Source organism: Pseudomonas sp. GW458-11-26-14-LB4 (assembly GCF_059423925.1).
This window is the reverse complement of record NZ_JBWKYU010000016.1, coordinates 114,740-136,629: the sequence shown is the minus strand read 5'-3', so window position 1 is coordinate 136,629 and position 21,890 is coordinate 114,740. Positions and strand designations below refer to the sequence as shown.

Here is a 21,890-nt window from a genome sequence, read left to right as displayed (position 1 = left end):
CCGAAATTCGCCAATCAGGTCTTTTGCAAACGTTTGCGATGTGTGAATGAGTTCTAAACCAATAACCGGCCAACCCAAAAAAGCCGGCATAAAAAGAAAGTAAAGGAGCTTCACCCATGAAACTGAGCAATACCGCGATACTGGCCCTGGCCATCAGCAGCATCACCGCCACGGCTTATGCGGAACCTGCAAGTCAGGAGTTCATCCCTACCACATTGGCCGGCAGCAGCGCCCAAAGCGAGGCCAAAGGCTTTATCGATGGACAAAGCCTGGGCGGCACAACGCGTAACTGGTATGCCAACGAACTGCGTCGTCGTGACGACAGTTTCAGTTACGTGAAAAACAGCGACAAAGACACCTCGCCAGTGGTCAGAACAAAGACCCCGCGTCGTATCAACTGGGTTCAGGGCACCATCGTCAACTACACCTCGGGCTTCACCCAAGGCACCGTTGGCGTGAGCACCGAAGTTGCCGCTTACAACGCCATCGTTCTCGACCGTGACCGCAAGGATATCGCCGGCGGCTCCAACCGCACCCTCGCCCATTCCGACGGTGATGCGGTCGACCAGTGGAGCAAACTGGGTCTGGCCAACGTCAAGTTCCGCGTGTCGAACACCACGTTGACCGCCGGTCGTCAGAACTTCAGCACGCCGATTGTCGATGTTATCGGCAACCGTCCGCTGCCTTCGAGCTTTGAAGGGATCAGTCTGCATAGCGAGGAGTTGAACAACCTGTCGTTCGACCTCGCCGGTTTCGACCGCGTCTCGCCACGTACCGAGCAGAGCCTGTCGAAATTCCGTTCCGAATACGGCGCCAACGGCGAAGAAACCGACAAGGTCTACACCGCGGGCGTGAACTATCAGCCGCTCAAAAGCCTGAAAACCAGCCTGTACGTCGCCAACGTCGAAGACTTCTGGAATCAGTACTACTTCGGCGGTACCCACGAACTGGGTGACAGCCAGGTCCTGAGCCTGACCACCGGTCTGAACTACTACAAGACCGTCGACGAAGGCAAAAAACTGATGGGCAACATCGACAACGATACCTACTCGTTGTCCCTCGGCCTGACTCACCAGGCCCACAGCCTGACCTTCTCGTACCAGCAAGTGAACGGTAACGAGTACTTCGACTACCTGCATGAAACCAACGGCATCTACCTGGCCAACTCCCTGCTGTCGGACTTCAACGGCCCGAACGAGAAATCCTTCCAGATCGCCTACGGCATCAACATGGCCGAATACGGCGTACCAGGCCTGAAGTTCAACATCTATCAGGCTCGCGGCTGGGGCATTGACGGTACTCACTACCGTGGCACGGCTTACACCATTCCAGATGACAAGCGCGGCGACCTGAGCCTGATGGACGGCGAATCGCACTACGAATACGGCATCGGTGCTTCCTACGCCGTGCAGAGCGGCCCGCTCAAGGCCACTGCGATTCGCGCGACGTACACCACTCACCGCGCCAGCGAACACCAGGCTGACGGCAACATCAACGAGTTCCGTCTCGTGACCACCATTCCATTCAACATCCTGTAAAAACCGCCAGCCGACGGCTGACTCAGTGACGAGTCGGCCGTTCGGCTTTTTGTCTTCAACCGATTGCAGAGGGTTCTTGATGAAAATGCTTCCCCTACGAGCGGCCATCGCGGCTGCGTTGCTGAGTGTCGCTGTCGGCGTCTCGGCCAAACCCTTGGTGGTCTGCACCGAAGCCAGTCCGGAAGGCTTCGATATGGTCCAGTACACGACTGCAGTCACTGCCGACGCGGTGGCCGAAACCATCTTCAACCGTCTGGCGGACTTCAAGCCCGGCACCACCGAAGTGATTCCGGCGCTGGCCGAGTCCTGGGACATCAGCGAAGACGGCCTGACCTACACGTTCCACCTGCGCAAAGGCGTCAAGTTTCACACCACCGAATATTTCAAGCCGACCCGCGACATGAACGCCGACGACGTGGTCTGGAGTTTCCAGCGTCAGCTGGACCCGAATCACCCGTGGCACAAGCTGTCGAGCGTGGGCTTTCCGTACTTTGAAAGCATGGGCTTCAAGGAACTGCTGAAAGGCGTTGAGAAAGTCGACGACAACACCGTCAAGTTCACCCTGACCCGTCGCGAAGCGCCGTTCCTGGCCGACATCGCCATGGCGTTCTCCTCGATCTATTCGGCCGAATACGCCGACCAGTTGCTCAAGGCCAACAAGACCGGCGACCTGAACAGCAAACCGGTCGGCACCGGCCCGTTCATCTTCCAGCGTTACGCCAAGGACGCCCAGGTACGCTTCAAGGCCAACCCGGACTACTTCCGCGGCAAGGCGCCGGCTGACGCGCTGATCCTGGCGATTGCCACCGACAACAACGTGCGTTTGCAGAAGCTCAAGGCCAATGAGTGCCAGATCGCGCTGTATCCGAAACCGGATGACATCCCGAGCATCAAGAAAGACAGCAACCTGAAAGTCGATGAAATGGACGCGATGACCGTCTCGTACATCGCCATGAACACCCAGCACAAGTACATCAGCGACGTGCGGGTGCGCAAAGCGATCGACATCGCCTTCGACAAGGAAGCCTACGTCAACGCCCTGTTCGGCAAAGGCAACGCCAGCGTGGCGGTCAACCCGTACCCGCCGACCCTGCTGGGCTACAACCACGAGCTGAAAAACCCGCCACGAGACCTCGACAAGGCCCGCGCCCTGCTCAAGGAAGCCGGTGTACCGGAAGGCACCACGTTCACTCTGTTCACCCGCAACGGCGGCGGCCCGACCAACCCGAACCCGATGCTCGGCGCGCAGATGATGCAGGCCGACCTGGCGAAAGTCGGGATCAAGATCGACATCCGCGTGATGGAATGGGGCGAGATGCTCAAACGCGCCAAGGCCGGCGAGCACGACATGGTTTCAGCCGGATGGGCGGGCGACAACGGCGACCCGGATAACTTCCTGACGCCTATGCTCAGTTGCGAAGCGGCCAAGAACGGCGAAAACTACGCTCGCTGGTGCAACGAGAAATTCCAGGCCCTGCTCGACGAAGCACGGGCTAAAGTAGATCCGGCCGAACGCGCCAGGCTGTATGAGCAGGCTCAAGTGCTGTTCAATCAGGATCAGCCGTGGATCAGCATGGCCCACACCCGCATGTTCACCGCAATGCGCAACAACGTAGAGGGTTATCACATCAGCCCTCTGACAACCAATAACTTCGCCACCACCCAGGTGAAGTAGATAAGAAACTCCCGAAGTCCCTGACCCCAGGGACTTCGGGCACGCCTAACCGGCTGATGAGGTACCACACACGATGTTTAGTTTTATTGCCCGCCGACTGGGGTTGTTGATCCCCACGTTTTTCGGCATCACCTTGCTGACTTTCGCGTTGATTCGCATGATTCCCGGCGACCCCGTGGAAGTGATGATGGGCGAACGTCGGGTCGACCCCGAAATGCACGCTCAGGCAATGGAACGCCTCGGTCTGAACAAACCGCTGTACGCCCAGTACCTGGACTACATCGGCAAACTGGCCCACGGCGATCTCGGCGAATCCCTGCGCACCCGTGAGAGCGTATGGACCGAGTTCACCTCCCTCTTCCCGGCGACCCTGGAACTGTCCATGGCCGCCCTGCTGTTCGCCGGCATCCTGGGCCTTCTGGCCGGGGTGATCGCGGCACTCAAGCGAGGATCCCTGTTCGACCACGGGGTGATGGGCATCTCCCTCGCGGGTTATTCGATGCCGATCTTCTGGTGGGGCCTGATCCTCATCATGTTCTTCTCGGTGAGCCTGGGCTGGACCCCGGTGTCCGGGCGGATCGACCTGCTTTACGACATCGAGCCACGCACCGGTTTCATGCTGATCGACACCCTGCTGGCCGATGACATGGGCGCGTTCCTCGATGCCCTGCATCACCTGATCCTGCCGGCCATCGTGCTCGGCACCATTCCGCTGGCGGTGATCGCGCGGATGACCCGTTCGTCGATGCTCGAAGTACTGCGTGAAGACTACATCCGTACCGCCAAGGCCAAAGGCCTGTCGCCGTCGCGCGTGGTGTTCGTGCACGGCCTGCGCAACGCGCTGATTCCGGTACTGACCGTGGTCGGCCTGCAAGTCGGCACCCTGCTGGCCGGTGCGGTCCTGACCGAAACCATCTTCTCCTGGCCCGGCATCGGTAAATGGCTGATCGAAGCCATCGGCGCCCGGGACTACCCGGTTGTGCAAAACGGCATCCTGTTAATCGCCTGCCTGGTGATTCTGGTCAACTTCGTGGTGGACATCCTCTACGGCTTTGCCAACCCACGCATCCGTCATCAGCGCTGAGGTCAATACCCATGAGCACTCCAACTTCCTCAGTAGTCACCGCCGCCACCGCCGTGGATCAAAGTCTGCTGTACCCGTCCCCGTACAAAGAGTTCTGGCAGGCCTTCGCCAAGAACAAGGGCGCCGTCGCCGGCCTGCTGTTCATGCTGCTGGTGATTTTCTGCGCGATCTTCGCGCCGTGGGTCGCCCCGCATAACCCGAGCGAGCAATACCGCGACTTCCTGCTGACGCCGCCGGCGTGGCTCGAAGGCGGGCAGATGCAGTTCCTGCTCGGCACCGATGAACTGGGTCGCGACCTGCTGTCGCGTCTGATCCAGGGTTCGCGCCTGTCGCTGCTGATCGGTCTGTCGTCGGTGGTGATGTCGCTGATCCCGGGGATCCTGCTGGGTCTGTTCGCCGGTTTCTTCCCGAAAGTGGTCGGCCCGACCATCATGCGTCTGATGGACATCATGCTGGCCCTGCCGTCGCTGCTGCTGGCCGTGGCGATCGTCGCCATCCTCGGCCCAGGCCTGATCAACACCGTGATCGCGATTGCCGTGGTGTCCTTGCCGTCCTACGTGCGTCTGACCCGTGCCGCCGTGATGGGTGAGCTGAACCGCGACTACGTGACCGCCGCGCGCCTGGCCGGTGCCGGTCTGCCACGCCTGATGTTCATCACCGTGCTGCCGAACTGCATGGCACCGCTGATCGTTCAGGCGACTTTGAGCTTCTCCTCGGCGATCCTCGATGCCGCCGCCCTGGGCTTCCTCGGCCTCGGCGTCCAGCCGCCAACCCCTGAGTGGGGCACCATGCTGGCTTCGGCCCGCGACTACATCGAACGCGCCTGGTGGGTGGTGAGTCTGCCTGGTTTGACCATTTTGCTCAGCGTGCTGGCAATCAACTTGATGGGCGACGGCCTGCGCGATGCGCTGGACCCGAAACTCAAGAACGCCGCCTGAGGAGATTCCCATGTCACTGTTAGAAATCAAGAATCTCAACGTTCGCTTCGGCGACAAGAACGCCACCCCGGTCGTCGACGGCCTCGACCTGAAAGTCGACAAGGGCGAAGTCCTGGCGATCGTGGGCGAGTCGGGTTCCGGCAAGTCCGTGACCATGATGGCGCTGATGGGCCTGATCGAGCACCCAGGCATCGTCACCGCCGACTCGCTGAGCTTCGACGGCAAAAACATGCTCAAGCTGAACAACCGCCAGCGTCGGCAGATCGTCGGCAAAGACCTGGCGATGGTGTTCCAGGACCCGATGACCGCGCTGAACCCGAGCTACACCGTCGGTTTCCAGATCGAAGAGGTGCTGCGCCTGCACCTGAAAATGTCCGGCAAGCAAGCGCGTAAACGTGCGATCGAACTGCTGGAAAAAGTCGAAATCCCGGGCGCCGCCAGCCGTATGGATGCCTACCCGCACCAACTGTCAGGCGGCATGAGCCAGCGTGTGGCGATTGCCATGGCGATTGCCGGCGAGCCGAAACTGCTGATCGCCGACGAACCGACCACTGCACTCGACGTGACGATTCAGGCGCAGATCATGGACCTGCTGCTGGCGTTGCAGAAAGAGCAGAACATGGGCCTGGTGCTGATCACCCACGACCTCGCCGTGGTAGCCGAAACCGCCCAGCGCGTGTGCGTGATGTACGCCGGTCAAGCCGTTGAAGTCGGCCAGGTGCCGCAGCTGTTCGACATCCCGGCCCACCCGTACAGCGAAGCGCTGCTCAAGGCGATTCCGGAACACAGCCAGGGTGCCGAGCGTCTGGCCACACTGCCGGGCATCGTTCCCGGCCGTTACGACCGCCCGCAAGGCTGCCTGCTGTCGCCGCGCTGCCCGTACGTGCAGGACAGCTGCCGCGCGCAGCGTCCGACCCTTGACCCGAAAAGCCACAGCCTCGCCCGCTGCTTCTATCCGTTGAACCAGGAGGTGGCGTAATGGCCGTCGTACTTACCGCCCGCGACCTGACCCGTCACTACGAAGTCTCCCGTGGCCTGTTCAAGGGCCATGCCACCGTGCGCGCCCTCAACGGCGTGTCGTTCGAGCTGGAAGCCGGCAAGACCCTCGCCGTCGTCGGTGAATCGGGCTGCGGCAAATCCACCCTCGCCCGCGCCCTGACCCTGATCGAGGAGCCATCATCCGGCTCGCTGAAAATCGCCGGGCAGGAAGTGGCCGGCGCCGACAAGGCTCAGCGCAAACAACTGCGCAAAGACGTGCAGATGGTGTTCCAGAGCCCGTACGCGTCGTTGAACCCACGGCAGAAAATCGGTGATCAACTGGCCGAGCCGCTGCTGATCAACACCAACCTGTCGGCCGCCGAACGTCGCGAGAAAGTCCAGGCGATGATGAAGCAGGTCGGCTTGCGTCCCGAGCACTACCAGCGTTATCCGCACATGTTCTCCGGCGGTCAGCGTCAGCGTATCGCGCTGGCCCGCGCCATGATGCTGCAACCGAAAGTGCTGGTGGCGGACGAGCCGACCTCGGCGCTGGACGTGTCGATCCAGGCGCAGGTGCTGAACTTGTTCATGGACATGCAGCAGGAGTTCAACACCGGTTACGTGTTCATCTCGCACAACCTGGCGGTGGTGCAGCACGTGGCGGATGACGTGATGGTGATGTACCTCGGTCGCCCGGTGGAAATCGGTCCGAAGCACGACATCTATGCCCGTCCTCTGCACCCGTACACCCAGGCGCTGTTGTCGGCGACTCCGACCATCCACCCGGATCCGGACAAGCCGAAAATCAAGATCGTCGGCGAGTTGCCCAACCCGCTGAATCCGCCGCCTGGCTGCGCGTTCCACAAGCGCTGCCCGTACGCCACCGCGCGTTGCAGCAGCGAAGAGCCGGTCCTGCGCCAGCTCGACACGCGTCAGGTTGCATGCCACTACGCCGAGCAGTTCCTCGACGGCGCGGCATGAAAAAACCCGCCCCGTTTCCCGGGGCGGGTTGTTGATGAGTTGACCAAACCCCTTCTGCCCCGATTGCGCATCGATCGGGAAAGAAGGGGTTTTCTTTTGCGCGGAATCTACGTCTGGCTATCGCCTTCGTCCGCATCGTCGGAGTCCGGCTCATCGGTGGTCGAATCGTCATCGTCGGCGCTGCCACCCTGGCCCTGATCGCCCGGCTCGGACTCGGACTTGGCCAGCATCAGCGCGCTGTGCCCCACCTGCCCGCTGGAGGCCTGGGTATCGTGATCCTCGCACTCGGCCCAGGCCGTCGCGGTGCCGAGGGACAGCATCACCATCACTTTCAACAGCAGCAAAACCCGTAGCAACCTGTTTTTCATGGTCGAGTCCATCCTGTTCCAGGTGAGAAATTCATGCTGACCTGACGCTGATTGAAATCTAGTTCCGATCCGCCGGGTTCACCAGATAGGACGCTAACCCATGCCCGGAAATGCCATGCGTGTACAGACCGCTTTCGAATAACGTCCATAACCGGATCGGCTAAGCGAGGTTGTCTATCTCGAGCGCTTGATGAGCAGCCACTAAAAAGCCCCCGAGGCTTACGCAACGGGGGCTTTGGAGGGAACAGCTCAATGCTTAGTGATGCTCACGGGTGGCACGGAATTTCACGTCCGGCCAGCGCTCTTCCATCAGGGCCAGGTTGACGCGGGTCGGCGCGAGGTAGGTCAGGTGACCGCCGCCGTCCAGTGCCAGGTTTTCCACAGCCTTGTTGGAGAATTCCTCCAGCTTCTTCTTGTCGCTGCATTCGATCCAGCGCGCGGAGTACACGGTGATCGGCTCGTAGGAGCACTCGACCTTGTATTCCTCTTTCAGGCGGCTGGCGACCACATCGAACTGCAGCACACCAACGGCGCCGAGGATGATGTCGTTGCTGCGTTCCGGGAAGAACACCTGGGTCGCGCCTTCTTCGGCCAGCTGTTGCAGGCCCTGGCGCAGTTGCTTGGATTTCAGCGGATCGCGCAGGCGTACGCGGCGGAACAGCTCCGGGGCGAAGTGCGGGATACCGGTGAAGCCCAGGGTTTCGCCTTCGCTGAAGGTGTCGCCGATCTGGATCGTGCCGTGGTTGTGCAGACCGATGATGTCGCCGGCGTACGCCTCTTCCAGCTGTTCACGCTCGGAGGAGAAGAACGTCAGGGCGTCGCCGATGCGCACGTCCTTGCCGGTACGCACATGGCGCATCTTCATGCCTTTTTCGTACTTGCCGGAGCAGATACGCATGAAGGCGATGCGGTCGCGGTGTTTCGGGTCCATGTTCGCCTGGATCTTGAAGATGAAGCCCGAGAACTTCTCTTCCACCGGCTCAACGGTGCGCTCGTTGGCTACGCGTGGCAGCGGGCGCGGGGCCCAGTCGACAACAGCGTCGAGTACGTGATCGACACCGAAGTTGCCCAGCGCGGTACCGAAGAACACCGGGGTCAGTTGACCGTCGAGGAACTCCTGCTGGTTGAACTCGTGGCAGGCGCCCTGCACCAGTTCCAGCTGCTCGAGGAAACGCTCGTACTCATCGCCCAGGTGTGCGCGGGCTTCGTCGGAATCGAGCTTCTCGATGATCTTGGTTTCGGTGCGTTCGTGACCGTGACCGGCGGTGTAGACAATGATGTAGTCGTCCGCCAGGTGGTACACGCCCTTGAAGTCGCGGTAGCAACCGATCGGCCAGGTGATCGGCGCAGCCTTGATCTTCAGGACGGCTTCGATCTCGTCGAGCAGTTCGATCGGGTCGCGGATATCACGGTCGAGTTTGTTGATGAAGCTGACGATCGGCGTGTCACGCAGACGGCAGACGTCCATCAGCGCGATGGTACGTGGCTCAACACCTTTACCGCCGTCGAGAACCATCAGGGCCGAGTCCACCGCAGTCAGAGTGCGGTAGGTGTCTTCGGAGAAGTCTTCGTGGCCCGGTGTGTCGAGCAGGTTGATCATGTGTTCGCGATACGGGAACTGCATGACCGACGTAGTAATCGAGATGCCCCGCTGCTTTTCCATCTCCATCCAGTCGGATGTCGCGTGGCGGTCGGATTTACGGGATTTCACCGTACCGGCCACAGCAATCGCCTTGCCCATCAGCAAGAGCTTTTCGGTGATGGTGGTTTTACCGGCATCGGGGTGGGAAATAATGGCGAAAGTGCGGCGTTTCGCGACTTCGGCGGCCTGTCTGGTCATGGGAAATCGCCTGGCGGTGATTCAAAAAAGGGCGGCGATTATAGCCCAACTCGATTCAATAACCGAACCGTTGAGCACATTAAGGGTGGCCAAATGCTGCCTCAGATGGGAACCTTTTAAAGCACGGAGACGTCCATCCCCTGTAACGACATTTCGTCAGGGGCTGAAAAATCAGCAAGTTAGCCTGACGAGGCTGCGCTCATGGCTGGCTTTCAGACCGCTTTTGCCGGGCTGAAAAAAAGCTGCTTCTCGCGAACACTGACTCCGGCAGCCAGGCATGGCATGCCACACGGAGCAGCGGTCGCCGACTAAAAAAAGGAGTCCGCCTGTGGCTATCCGCTATGGCAAAGGGCTGATGGGAGGTGCGGTGGTGATCGCGCTCCTGGCCCTGCTGGTCCACTGGATCGGCATCAACACGATCGAACACTACCGCGACGATTTGTTGTTTTACCTGCAAGCTCACCTGATTCTCGTCCTCGCTTCAATGCTGGCCGCCCTGGTCGTGGGCATTCCCGCCGGTATATTCCTGAGCCGCCCGACCATGGTCGGCCGCGCCGAACGCTTCATGCAGATCTTCAACATCGGCAACACCGTGCCTCCGCTGGCCGTGCTCGCGATTGCCCTGGGGATTCTCGGCATCGGCAGCGGTCCGGCGATCTTCGCTTTGTTCCTCGCCTCGCTTTTGCCGATTGTGCGCAACACCTATGAAGGCCTGAAAAACGTCCAGGGCTCGCTGAAAGAAGCCGCCGTCGGGATCGGCATGACGCCGCGTCAGGTGCTGTGGAAAGTCGAGTTGCCCAACGCCGTGCCGATCATCGTCGGCGGTGTTCGGGTGGCGCTGGCGATCAACGTCGGTACCGCGCCGCTGGCCTTCCTTATCGGTGCCAACAGCCTCGGCAGCCTGATCTTCCCCGGCATCGCCCTGAACAATCAGCCGCAACTGCTGCTCGGCGCCGCGTGCACCGCGCTGCTGGCCCTGCTGCTCGATGGCGTGGTCACCCTCGCCAGCCGTCTCTGGCTGGAACGCGGTTTGCGCCCGTCTTGAGGCTTTGCGAAGGAATATTTATGAAAAGACTTAGTTTGATTCTGGGCTGCGTGCTGCTCTTCGCAGGCATCGCCCAAGCCGCCGACAAACCGGTGATTCGCCTTGGCGCCCGGGTATTCACCGAGCAGACCCTGCTCGCGGAAATCACCGCGCAATACCTGCGCAGCAAAGGCTACGACGCGCAGATCACCGGTGGTCTGGGCAGTAACCTGGCCCGCAGCGCCCACGAAACCGGGCAACTGGACATGCTCTGGGAATACACCGGTGTGTCGCTGGTGGCCTACAACCATGTCACCGAAAAACTCGACAGCGCACAGTCCTACGCCCGGGTCAAAGAACTCGACGCGAAGAAAGGCCTGGTCTGGCTCACGCCGTCGAAATTCAGCAACACCTACGCCCTCGCCCTGCCGAAAAAAGTGGCCGAGCAATACCCGCAAATCCACACCATCAGCCAGTTGAACGACGTGTTGAAGGCTGAAGCCAAGACCAACCACCTGGTGGCGCTGGACACCGAGTTCGCCAACCGCTCCGACGGTCTGGACGGCATGGTCAAGCTCTACGACATGAACCTGACCCGCAAGAACATCCGGCAGATGGACGCAGGCCTGGTCTACACCGCGCTGCGCAACGGTCAGGTGTTTGCCGGTCTGGTCTACACCACCGACGGTCGCCTCAACGCGTTCGGGCTGAAGCTGCTGGAAGACGACAAGCATTACTTCCCGGACTACACCGCCGCGCCAGTGGTACGTCAGGCCTACCTCGACGCGCACCCGAAACTGGCTGAGCAACTCAAGCCGCTGGCCGAACTGTTCGATGACGAAACCATGCGCCAGCTCAACGCGCGGGTCGACGTCGATCACGAGAGCCCGTCGAAAGTCGCTGCCGACTTCCTGCGCCAGCACCCACTGAATTAAAGGAGGAAAAGTCATGGAATTTCTGAACGCCTTTTCCCACCTCGACTGGCAGCAGGTGATGCACCTGACCTGGCAGCACATCACCCTGGTCGGCATCGCCGTCAGCCTGGCGATCCTCATCGGTGTGCCGCTGGGCATTTTGATGACGCGCTTCCCGAGCCTCGCCGGCCCCTTGCAGGCCAGTGCCACGGTGCTGCTGACCGTGCCGTCGATTGCGCTGTTCGGCCTGCTGCTGCCGTTCTATTCGAAATTCGGCCAGGGCCTTGGCCCGATGCCGGCGATCACCGCCGTGTTCCTTTATTCACTGCTGCCGATCATGCGTAACACCTACCTCGCCTTGACCGGCGTAGAACCGGGTATTCGTGAAGCCGCACGCGGCATCGGCATGACCTTCGGCCAGCGCCTGCGCATGGTCGAGTTGCCAATCGCAGTGCCGGTGATCCTCGCCGGCGTGCGCACCGCCGTGGTGATGAACATCGGCGTGATGACCATTGCCGCGACCATCGGCGCCGGCGGCCTCGGCGTGCTGATCCTCGCCTCCATCAGCCGCAGCGACATGTCGATGCTCATCGTCGGCGCGCTGCTGGTCAGTCTTCTGGCGATCTTCGCCGACCTTATTTTGCAGTGGCTGCAACGTTCGCTGACTCCAAAAGGACTCCTCAAATGATCGAACTTCAAAACCTCAGCAAGACCTTCCAAAGCAACGGCAAGGATGTGAAAGCCGTGGACTCGGTAAGCCTGACCGTCAATGAAGGCGAAATCTGTGTGTTCCTCGGGCCATCGGGTTGCGGCAAAAGCACCACGCTGAAAATGATCAACCGCCTGATCAAGCCGACCTCGGGCAAGATCCTGATCAACGGCGAAGACACCACCGACCTCGACGAAGTGACCCTGCGCCGCAACATCGGTTACGTGATCCAGCAGATCGGTCTGTTCCCGAACATGACCATTGAAGAGAACATCGTGGTGGTGCCGAAACTGCTCGGCTGGGACAAACAGAAATGCCACGACCGCGCCCACGAACTGATGAGCATGATCAAGCTTGAGCCCAAGCAGTATCTGCATCGTTACCCGCGTGAGCTGTCCGGCGGCCAGCAGCAACGGATCGGCGTGATCCGTGCGCTGGCGGCGGATGCGCCGCTGTTGCTGATGGACGAACCGTTCGGTGCGGTGGACCCGATCAACCGCGAGATGATCCAGAACGAGTTTTTCGAGATGCAGCGTGCGCTGAACAAGACCGTGATCATGGTCAGCCACGACATCGACGAAGCGATCAAGCTCGGTGACAAGATCGCAATCTTCCGCGCCGGCAAACTGTTGCAGATTGACCATCCGGACACCCTGCTCGCCCATCCGGCGGACGACTTTGTCAGCAACTTCGTTGGCCAGGACAGCACCCTCAAACGCCTGCTGCTGGTGAAAGCCGAAGACGCAGCAGACAACGCGCCGTCAGTCAGCCCGGAAACCCCGGTGGACGATGCACTGGAGTTGATGGACGAACATGACCGTCGCTATGTCGTCGTCACTGACGCTGAGAACAAGGCACTGGGTTATGTGCGCCGTCGAGACCTGCATCGTCAGACCGGCACCTGTGCGCAGTTCCTTCGCGAATTCAACGCCACGGCGGCATACGACGAGCATTTGCGCATCCTGCTGTCGCGCATGTACGAGTTCAATCGCTCATGGCTGCCGGTGATGGATGCCGAGCGGGTATTCCTTGGCGAAGTTACCCAGGAGTCGATTGCGGCCTACCTGAGTTCGGGTCGATCGCGCGGAATGAAGACCAATATTGTGTCGCCAGCCGAGGCGGTGGCCTGATCAAACGCAAAAGGGCTGTTCGACAGCCCTTTTTTTCGACCACCGGAAACTGAAAGCCGTGATTTTTTTGCAAGCGGAGAGCCGACAAGAAATATCAACACGTGAGAAAGCTGACCCTGTCCGCGAATGTCAGCATTAACCAGCAACTTCCCCCTCATTTCCCCTTCTCGCCGCCAACGTCGCCGATGTTGAAGTGAACGCACTTATCTAAGACTTGGCACACATCAGCGTCGAACGTGCAGGTATTTTTAACACCTGAAAATTATTGCGGAACATCTGACCGTCATCTCTGTCGGCTACAAAGAGTGATATCCGCGACGCACGTCAGAAGCGTGCAAAAACGCGACATTTTTAGTTGATCTCAGGCCCCTCACGCCCTAAAGTTCGCGCCGAACGTCCATGCTGGAAACGATCCATCCGGCTCAAGTACTGACGACGAGACAGCAAGGCCAAGGGCAGCGACCCATGGCCTTTTTGCTTTCGGCGACATGCCTTGGGAAGTAGGCGAACCAAAGTGGGGATACGGAGGGCGTTCAGGAGGGTGTGTCATCAATGAATTCACGAGTGCGCCGGGTCTGCTTTTGCGCAGGGCAAGGCGCGAGGCCCGCAGTTTGGTTGTTCCAAATAAGGGACGAGCAACGCAGCCCTGCGCAAAAGCAGGCCCGGCCCTTCGGGTTGTGCCTGAGCGCGCGCCATGCTGCGTTGCAGGCCTTGCGAAGGGAGCGACCATTAGCGGCGGCCTGCGCCTTGCCTGGCACGCGCTCAGGCGCAACGCACTCGCGAATTCATTGATGACACACCCTCGCACCCATTGTTTTTACGAGTTTGCCCATAGGAGCTCCCAAGTATGTCGATCCAGGTCGAAGACTATTTCGCGCGCGAAACCTTTCAGAAAATGAAGGCGTTCGCCGACAAACAGGAAACCCCGTTCGTGGTGATCGACACCGCGATGATCGCCCAGGCCTACGATGACCTGCGCGCCGGTTTCGAATTCGCCAAGGTCTACTACGCGGTCAAGGCCAACCCGGCCGTCGAGATCATCGACCTGCTCAAAGAGAAAGGTTCGAGCTTCGACATCGCCTCGATCTATGAGCTGGACAAAGTGCTGAGCCGCGGCGTCAGCGCGGATCAGATCAGCTACGGCAACACCATCAAGAAATCCAAGGACATTCGCTACTTCTATGAGAAGGGCGTGCGTCTGTTCGCCACCGACTCGGAAGCCGACCTGCGCAACATCGCCAAGGCCGCACCGGGCGCCAAAGTTTACGTGCGCATCCTGACCGAAGGCTCGACCACGGCCGACTGGCCACTGTCGCGCAAGTTCGGCTGCCAGACCGACATGGCCATGGATCTGCTGATCCTCGCCCGCGACCTGGGTCTGGTGCCATACGGCATCTCGTTCCACGTCGGTTCGCAACAGCGTGACATCAGCGTCTGGGACGCGGCGATCGCCAAGGTCAAAGTGATTTTCGAGCGCCTGAAAGAAGAAGACGGCATCCACCTGAAGCTGATCAACATGGGCGGTGGCTTCCCGGCCAACTACATCACCCGCACCAACAGCCTGGAAACCTACGCCGAAGAAATCATCCGCTTCCTCAAGGAAGACTTCGGTGATGACCTGCCGGAAATCATTCTGGAGCCGGGCCGTTCGCTGATCGCCAACGCTGGCATCCTGGTCAGCGAAGTGGTGCTGGTCGCGCGTAAATCCCGTACCGCCGTCGAGCGTTGGGTGTACACCGATGTGGGCAAATTCTCCGGCCTGATCGAAACCATGGACGAAGCGATCAAGTTCCCGATCTGGACCGAGAAGAAAGGCGAGATGGAAGAAGTCGTGATCGCCGGCCCGACCTGCGACAGCGCCGACATCATGTACGAGAACTACAAGTACGGTCTGCCGCTGAACCTGGCGATCGGTGATCGCCTGTACTGGCTGTCGACCGGTGCGTACACCACCAGTTACAGCGCGGTAGAGTTCAACGGCTTCCCGCCGCTGAAATCGTTCTACGTGTAAGCGATGCTGGCGTAATGCAAAAAGCCCATGACGTGTCATGGGCTTTTTTACGGCTGCGATTCAGGCACTCTGTAACTCGGTGCAACGGTGAGCGTAGGCCTGCGCAAGCGCCTGGATTCGCGGATCGGTTGCGCTCGCCAGCGTCTGGCTGGCCACGCGCAGGAAATTCAGGTTGCCGCCGGCCAGCGCTTTCTCCAGCCAGGTGAGCGCGTCATCGATCCGCCCCTCATCTGCCAACACCGCTGCATAGCTGAATTGCCCGCGAAAGTCCCCGCCCTCGGCCGAACGTCGATACCAGTCACGAGCCGCTGCGGGATCCGCCGCACACACCTGCCCTTCCTCCAGATAACGCCCAAGCAGGTTCATCGACTTGGCATGCCCGACCTCGGCCGCGCTTTGATACAGCGCGATGGCCTGAAGATGATCGACCGCTACACCGCGCCCGGTCGCCAGAAGATTGGCGAGGTTATACATCGCCCAATCCAACCCGGCATCCGCTGCAACGCGATATTGCTGGGCGGCAACCGCTGCGTCCGCCACGCAACCCCAACCGTGTTCATGACAGCGGCCGAGCATGTTGCGCGCCATCAGATGACCTTGCCCGGCGGCAATCTCAAACCAGCGCAAGGCCAGCGGCTGGTCCTGAGCGATCCCGTGACCATCGAGCAGGATCTGCCCGAGCAGCGCCTGCGCTTCCAGCACGCCCTCACCCGCCGCCAGCAGAATTGCCTGCGCTGCGCGGGCAGGACGCTCTTCGAGCATGGCGGTGAGGCGTTCGACGTCGAGGACTTCTTCGCGACGTAACCGAAAATCCGCCACTTACACCTCGACCCAGCGACGCAACAGGTTGTGGTAAGTGCCGGTAAGGCGGATCAGCGAAGGGTGATCGGGCATGTCCTGGGTGAGTTGCTGGATCGCCCCGTCCATCTCGAACAGCAAGGCTCGCTGGCTGTCTTCGCGCACCAGACTTTGGGTCCAGAAGAACGAGGCATAACGCGCGCCGCGAGTGACTGCGTTGACCTTGTGCAGGCTGGTGCCGGGATACAAGACCATGTCGCCGGCGGGAAGCTTCACTCGCTGGGTGCCGAAGGTGTCCTGAATCTCCAGCTCGCCGCCGTCGTAATCCTCTGGCTCGCTGAAGAACAGCGTGGCCGACAGATCAGTGCGCACCCGCTCGATGCTGCCCTTGGGCTGGCGCACCGCGTTGTCGATGTGGAAATCGAAACTGCCGCCCGCCGAGTAGCAGTTGAGTAACGGCGGGAATACTTTGTGCGGCAGCGCGGCCGACATGAACAGCGGGTTTTTCCACAGGCGTTCGAGCATCGCCGCGCCGATTTCCTTCGCCAGCGGATGGCCTTCCGGAAGCTGCAGATTGTGCTTGGCCTTGGCCGATTGATAGCCGGCGGTGATCTTGCCATCGGCCCAGTCGGCCTGTTCCAGCGCCTCGCGAATACGCTGCACTTCGTCTTTCGCGAACAGCCCGGGGATGTGCAGCAGCATGGCAATGTCACCTGATGGCAAAGAGGCGGCAATGGTATTGATTCTTATTGACTGTGTAAAACCCGCTAGACGAATGAACTGGTAAAAACCGTAAGGTTAAATTGTAAAGAATGTAAATTTGTCGCGAATAGTAATGTTTCGCAATTGATACGAATACCTGTTTACCCTATATTCCGCCGCCTCAAATCCTTGGGGAGGGGAATAAAAATGGCACGTCAACCAGCACAAGTACCGGTCAGTTCACCACGTCTGCTCGCTTCCGCCATCGGCGTGGCAATCACCGCCGGCTCCGCAGGCCACATGGTGTTCGCCGCCGAAAAAACCGACAGCAAAGCCACCGGCAATGCCATCGCCCTGGACGCCACCGCCATCACCGGCGAAGCCCAGGACTCGACGTCCTACCAGGTCGAGAAAGCCTCCTCGCCCAAGTACACCGCGCCACTGGTTGATACCCCGCGCTCGGTCACCGTTATCCCGCAACAAGTCCTGAAGGACACCGGCGCCCTGAACATGCAGGACGCGCTGCGCACCGTGCCGGGCATCACCTTCGGTGCCGGTGAAGGCGGCAACCCGCAGGGCGACCGTCCGTTCATCCGTGGTTTCGACGCCCAAGGCGACACCTACCTAGACGGCGTGCGCGACACCGGTTCCCAGAGCCGCGAAATCTTCGCCGTGGAAAACATCGAAGTCAGCAAGGGCCCGAACTCCGCCATCGGCGGTCGCGGCGCAGCTGGCGGCAGCATCAACCTGGTGAGCAAGAAAGCGCACCTGGGCAACTCGTTCGACGGTGGCTTCACCTGGGGCTCCGACCAGACCCAACGCTACACGATGGATGGCAACTACCAGTTCAGCGACACCGCTGCCGGCCGTCTGAACCTGATGAGCCACGAGAGCAACGTCGCCGGTCGCGACAAAGTCGACTACGACCGTTGGGGCATCGCGCCGTCCCTTGCCTTCGGCCTGGGCACCGACACCCGCGTCAACCTCGACTACTACCATCTCGAAAGCAACGACACCCCGGACTCGGGCATCCCTTACACGATTCCGGCCGGTGGCTCGGCGGCGCGCACCAAGTCCAACCCGGACAAGCCGTACGCCGGCGGCGATCACAGCAACTTCTACGGTCTGGATCGCGACTTCCGCAAGGGCCGCACCGACACCGCGACCTTCGCCATCGAGCATGACCTGAGCGACTCGCTGACGATCAAGAACACCCTGCGTCACGGCACCAGCATGCAGGATTACATCCTGACCCAGCCCGACGACAGCAAAGGCAACGTGAACAACGGCAGCGTCTGGCGTCGCGCGAACACTCGCGTGAGCAACACCGAGACCACCACCAACCAGACCGACCTGTTCGGCAACTTCTACCTCGCCGGCTTCAAGAACAGCTTCTCCACCGGTGTCGAATACACCCGTGAGGAAAGCAGCAAATCCTCGTACAACGTCAACACCGACACCACGCCGCGCACCTCGGCCGTGACCACCAACTGCAACCCGGGCCTGATCGGTGCTGCCAGCGGCTACAATTGCACCTCGCTGTCGAACCCGAACCCGAACGATCCGTGGAACGGCGCAATCTCGCGCAACTACGCCGGCACCGACACCCAGTCCGATACCTACGCGCTGTATGCGTTCGACACCCTGGAGCTGTCCGAGCAATGGCTGGTGAACATGGGCCTGCGTTACGACCACTTCGAAACCGGCTACAAGACCTACACCGCCGCCGGCAACACCACCTCCAAAGGTTCTGACACCAGCGAGTTCGTCACCGGTCAGCTCGGCATCGTCTACAAGCCGGCAGAGAACGGCAGCATCTACGCGTCCTACGCCACCTCGGCCACTCCGCCGGGCAACACCCTGGGTGAAGGTCAGGAAGGCAACCCGCTGGGCGGCACGCCGGATCGCAACGGCAACCTGCTCAAGAGCGACATGGAGCCGGAAACCACCAAGAACTACGAAATCGGTACCAAGTGGGATCTGCTGAACGATCGCCTGTCGCTGACCGCCGACATCTTCCGCACCGAGAAAGAAAACGCGCGTGTCCAGGTGGATACCACCTCGTACGAAAACGCCGGCAAGACCCGCGTTCAAGGTATCGAGCTGTCCGCCAGCGGCAAGATCACCGACAAGTGGCAAGTGTTCGCCGGTTACGCCTACATGGACAGCGAACAGGTTGACGGTGGCGACCTGCCGGCCAACAAGGCCAACAACGGCAACGAGCTGCCTAACACGCCGAAAAACAGCGCCAGCCTGTGGACCACTTACCAGGTCACGCCGAAGCTGACTATCGGTGGCGGTGCGTTCTACGTGGATGACGTGTTCGGCAGCGTGGCCAACACCACCATGGTCGATTCCTACGTTCGCTACGACGCGATGGCTGCGTACAAGCTGAGCAAGAACGTCGACCTGCAACTGAACGTGCAGAACCTGACCAACGAAACCTATTACGACAAGGCCTTCTCGACTCACTTCGCCAACCAGGCGGCGGGCCGTACGGCATTGCTGAGCACCAACTTCCACTTCTGATCGAAGAGGGAAGTACCGGGCCCCGTTCATTCATGTGAGCGGGGCTTTTGTGCGTAATAAAGAACGTTTCTCGATAGGCCACGGCATAATGCACGCCGTGAACACAATTTCCGAACGGACAAGGCAAGCGACGTGTTGAAGAAAACCCTGTTCCAGTTGCACTGGTTTTTTGGCATCACTGCCGGGCTGGTGCTGGCCCTGATGGGCATCACCGGCGCTGCCTATTCGTTTCAGGACGAAATTCTCAACGCCCTCAACCCTTCCGTGTTGCAGGTCGAGAAACAGGTCGCTGGCGTCCTGCCGCCCGCCGACCTGGTGGCGCAGATCGAAGCGGCCTCGGGCAAGAAAGTCTCGATGCTCTCGGTCGAGACCGAAAGCGGCAGCGCCGGCCGCGTCTGGTTCACCCCGCCCAAAGGCGAGCGCCGGGGCGAGATGCGCTACTTCGATCCCTACACCGCCGAGTTCAAGGGCGATGCCACCGGCCAGGACTTCTTCGGCCTGATGCTGCAACTGCACCGGTTTCTCGCCATGGGCGATACCGGTCGCAACATCACCGGGGCCTGCACCCTGATGCTGCTGTTCTTCTGCCTGTCCGGCCTGTACCTGCGCTGGCCGCGCCAGTGGAACAGCTGGCGCGTGTGGCTGACCCTCGACTGGAAGAAAAAGGGCCGCAGCTTCAACTGGGATCTGCACTCGGTGTTCGGCACCTGGTGCATGCTGGTTTACCTGCTGCTGGCACTGACCGGACTGTCCTGGTCCTACGAGTGGTACAACAAGGGCCTGACCAAATTGCTTTCCGATGCGCCGCAAAACGAGCGCGTGCGCGGCGGTCGTGGCCCGGCCCCCGAAGGTCCGGCGCCGACTGCCGATTACGCCGCGATGTGGGTCAGCATCTACAGCGCCGCAGGCCCGGGCCTCGCCTCCTACAACATCCGCATGCCGCCGGTGGCCGGCCAACCGGCGACCGTGTTCTATCTACTCGACAGCTCGCCCCATGACCGCGCGCTGAACCAGATCACCCTCGACCCGGCCACCGGCGTCGTCAAACGCGTCGACCGCTACGCCGACAAGAGCTTCAAGGCGCAATTGCTGACCAGCATTTACGCGCTGCATGTCGGCAGCTATTTCGGATTGGTCGGACGGATCATCGTCACCGTCGCGGCGGTGTTGATGCCGCTGTTCTTCATCACCGGCTGGTTGCTGTATCTGGATCGCCGCCGCAAGAAAAAGCAGATCAAGGATGCCCGCAAGGGTCTCGACCAACCGGCCGGCGATACACCGGCGTGGCTGATCGGTTTCGCCAGCCAGAGCGGTTTTGCCGAGCAACTGGCGTGGCAGACCGCCGGCCAGTTACAGGCGGCCGGATTGCCGGTGAAGGTGCAGCCGCTGGCGAATGTCAGCGAGCAGGATCTGCGCGAATCGAACAACGCGCTGTTCGTGGTCAGCACCTTCGGCGACGGCGAAGCGCCGGACAGCGCTCGCGGTTTCGAGCGCGAAGTGCTGAAGAACGCCTCGACCCTCGACAGCCTCAATTACGCGGTGCTCGGCCTCGGCGACCGTCAGTATCAGCACTTCTGCGGTTTCGCCCGACGCCTGCATCAATGGCTGGGCGAACACGGCGGCAAGACCCTGTTCGCCCCGGTGGAAGTCGACAGCGGCGATCCTTACGCCCTGCGTCACTGGCAGACCCAGCTTGGCCTGCTCACCGGGCAAGCGCCGGTCGACACCTGGCAGGCGCCGAGCTACGAGAACTGGACGCTGGTGCGCCGCGACCTGATGAACCCGGACAGCAGCGGATCCCCCGTCTTCCTGCTCGGCCTGACCGCGCCGACCTCCCGCAGCTGGCTGGCCGGCGATCTGGTGGAAGTACTGCCACGCAACTGCCCGTGGGCGATCGAGCATTTCCTCGACGGCCTCGGCATCCGTGGTGAAACCAGCGTCAAGGTCAACGGCCTGGAAGAGTCGCTGGAGGTCGCCCTCGCCACCCGCCAGCTGCCCGAGCATCGCGCACATCTGGTGGGCCTGCACGCTCAGGCGCTGGTCGATGCGATGGTGCCGCTGGCGATGCGCGAGTACTCGATCGCCTCGATTGCCGCCGACGGCGTGCTGGAGCTGATCGTGCGTCAGGAACAACACGCCGACGGCAGCCTCGGCATCGGTTCCGGCTGGCTGACCGAGCATGCTCCGGTCGGCGGCAGCATCAGCCTGCGGGTCCGCCGCAACAGCGGTTTCCATCTGCCGAACGCTCCGGTGCCAATGATCCTGCTGGGCAACGGCACTGGCCTCGCCGGGCTGCGCAGCTTGCTCAAGGCGCGGATCGCCGACAATCAGCAGCGTCATTGGCTGCTGTTTGGCGAGCGCAATCGCGAGCACGATTTCCTCTGCCGTGCGGAGCTGGAAGAGTGGTTGATCAATGGCGATCTGGAACGCCTGGATCTGGCGTTCTCGCGGGATCAGTCCGAGAAGATTTACGTGCAGGATCGTCTGCGCGAATCGGCCGGCGAGTTGAAGAAATGGCTGGCGGACGGTGCGGTGATTTACATCTGCGGCAGCCTTCAAGGCATGGCGTCGGGCGTGGATCAGGTGCTCAATGAAGTGCTGGGCGCCGCTGAAGTCGAACGCCTGATCGAACAGGGTCGCTATCGCCGCGACGTTTACTGATTCACCTTGG

17 protein-coding genes are annotated in these 21,890 nt (G+C 60.8%); 13 read left to right on the top strand and 4 right to left on the bottom strand.

What is annotated here, in order from left to right; all coding sequences use genetic code 11:
• Window positions 1–116 precede the first annotated feature (116 nt).
• From AC07XZ_RS20905 to AC07XZ_RS20880, 6 genes are all read left to right on the top strand, one after another.
• Window positions 117–1,538, top strand: a complete 1,422-nt coding sequence (locus AC07XZ_RS20905; RefSeq protein ID WP_102687360.1) for an OprD family porin — start codon at window positions 117–119, stop codon at window positions 1,536–1,538.
• Between the two features lie 79 nt (window positions 1,539–1,617).
• Window positions 1,618–3,213 (top strand): ABC transporter substrate-binding protein, encoded by a 1,596-nt coding sequence (locus AC07XZ_RS20900; protein ID WP_102687359.1) that lies wholly within the window; start codon window positions 1,618–1,620, stop codon window positions 3,211–3,213.
• Window positions 3,214–3,286: 73 nt separating this feature from the next.
• Window positions 3,287–4,297 carry an ABC transporter permease subunit gene (locus AC07XZ_RS20895; RefSeq protein WP_007953665.1) on the top strand — a complete coding sequence of 337 codons (1,011 nt, stop codon included), beginning with the start codon at window positions 3,287–3,289 and terminating at the stop codon, window positions 4,295–4,297.
• 11 nt (window positions 4,298–4,308) lie between these two features.
• Window positions 4,309–5,235: an ABC transporter permease subunit gene (locus AC07XZ_RS20890; protein WP_039769224.1), complete on the top strand. Its 927-nt coding sequence runs from the start codon at window positions 4,309–4,311 to the stop codon at window positions 5,233–5,235.
• A 10-nt stretch (window positions 5,236–5,245) separates the two neighbouring features.
• Window positions 5,246–6,214: an ABC transporter ATP-binding protein gene (locus AC07XZ_RS20885; RefSeq protein ID WP_011332433.1), complete on the top strand. Its 969-nt coding sequence runs from the start codon at window positions 5,246–5,248 to the stop codon at window positions 6,212–6,214.
• Window positions 6,214–7,194, top strand: a complete 981-nt coding sequence (locus AC07XZ_RS20880; RefSeq protein ID WP_085746899.1) for a peptide ABC transporter ATP-binding protein — start codon at window positions 6,214–6,216, stop codon at window positions 7,192–7,194. Before AC07XZ_RS20885 ends, AC07XZ_RS20880 begins: the two co-directional genes overlap by 1 nt.
• A gap of 107 nt (window positions 7,195–7,301) precedes the next feature.
• On the opposite strand, the gene AC07XZ_RS20875 is transcribed toward AC07XZ_RS20880, so the two are convergent.
• Both AC07XZ_RS20875 and AC07XZ_RS20870 read right to left on the bottom strand, forming a co-directional pair.
• Window positions 7,302–7,562, bottom strand: a complete 261-nt coding sequence (locus AC07XZ_RS20875) for a hypothetical protein (protein WP_085608056.1) — start codon at window positions 7,560–7,562, stop codon at window positions 7,302–7,304.
• A 256-nt stretch (window positions 7,563–7,818) separates the two neighbouring features.
• The gene (locus tag AC07XZ_RS20870) at window positions 7,819–9,402 is read right to left on the bottom strand and encodes a peptide chain release factor 3 (RefSeq protein ID WP_011332431.1); all 1,584 of its coding nucleotides are present in this window, start codon (window positions 9,400–9,402) and stop codon (window positions 7,819–7,821) included.
• 355 nt (window positions 9,403–9,757) lie between these two features.
• Between AC07XZ_RS20870 and AC07XZ_RS20865 the strand changes: the two genes are divergently transcribed.
• From AC07XZ_RS20865 to AC07XZ_RS20845, 5 genes are all read left to right on the top strand, one after another.
• Complete coding sequence (locus tag AC07XZ_RS20865; protein WP_172667905.1) at window positions 9,758–10,447, top strand: ABC transporter permease; 690 nt, start codon at window positions 9,758–9,760, stop codon at window positions 10,445–10,447.
• Window positions 10,448–10,467: 20 nt separating this feature from the next.
• Window positions 10,468–11,361 carry a glycine betaine ABC transporter substrate-binding protein gene (locus AC07XZ_RS20860; protein ID WP_085746898.1) on the top strand — a complete coding sequence of 298 codons (894 nt, stop codon included), beginning with the start codon at window positions 10,468–10,470 and terminating at the stop codon, window positions 11,359–11,361.
• Between the two features lie 13 nt (window positions 11,362–11,374).
• Window positions 11,375–12,028, top strand: a complete 654-nt coding sequence (locus tag AC07XZ_RS20855; RefSeq protein WP_007953690.1) for an ABC transporter permease — start codon at window positions 11,375–11,377, stop codon at window positions 12,026–12,028.
• The gene (locus tag AC07XZ_RS20850) at window positions 12,025–13,179 is read left to right on the top strand and encodes an osmoprotectant ABC transporter ATP-binding protein OsmV (protein ID WP_102687358.1); all 1,155 of its coding nucleotides are present in this window, start codon (window positions 12,025–12,027) and stop codon (window positions 13,177–13,179) included. Before AC07XZ_RS20855 ends, AC07XZ_RS20850 begins: the two co-directional genes overlap by 4 nt.
• Before the next feature lie 847 nt (window positions 13,180–14,026).
• Window positions 14,027–15,190, top strand: coding sequence for a type III PLP-dependent enzyme (locus tag AC07XZ_RS20845; protein ID WP_007953693.1), 1,164 nt, complete (start codon window positions 14,027–14,029; stop codon window positions 15,188–15,190).
• A 60-nt stretch (window positions 15,191–15,250) separates the two neighbouring features.
• Here the strand turns inward: AC07XZ_RS20845 and AC07XZ_RS20840 are convergent, their stop codons facing one another.
• Together AC07XZ_RS20840 and AC07XZ_RS20835 are read right to left on the bottom strand one after the other, a co-directional pair.
• Window positions 15,251–16,009 (bottom strand): tetratricopeptide repeat protein, encoded by a 759-nt coding sequence (locus AC07XZ_RS20840; protein WP_256590567.1) that lies wholly within the window; start codon window positions 16,007–16,009, stop codon window positions 15,251–15,253.
• On the bottom strand, window positions 16,010–16,690 hold the full coding sequence (locus tag AC07XZ_RS20835) for a Fe2+-dependent dioxygenase (RefSeq protein ID WP_085746897.1): 681 nt from the start codon (window positions 16,688–16,690) through the stop codon (window positions 16,010–16,012).
• Window positions 16,691–16,897: 207 nt separating this feature from the next.
• Between AC07XZ_RS20835 and AC07XZ_RS20830 the strand changes: the two genes are divergently transcribed.
• Window positions 16,898–19,219 carry a TonB-dependent receptor gene (locus AC07XZ_RS20830; RefSeq protein WP_102687357.1) on the top strand — a complete coding sequence of 774 codons (2,322 nt, stop codon included), beginning with the start codon at window positions 16,898–16,900 and terminating at the stop codon, window positions 19,217–19,219.
• Between the two features lie 132 nt (window positions 19,220–19,351).
• Entirely contained in the window at window positions 19,352–21,880 is a 2,529-nt protein-coding gene (locus tag AC07XZ_RS20825; protein ID WP_102687356.1) for a PepSY domain-containing protein, read from the top strand.
• Window positions 21,881–21,890 lie beyond the last annotated feature (10 nt).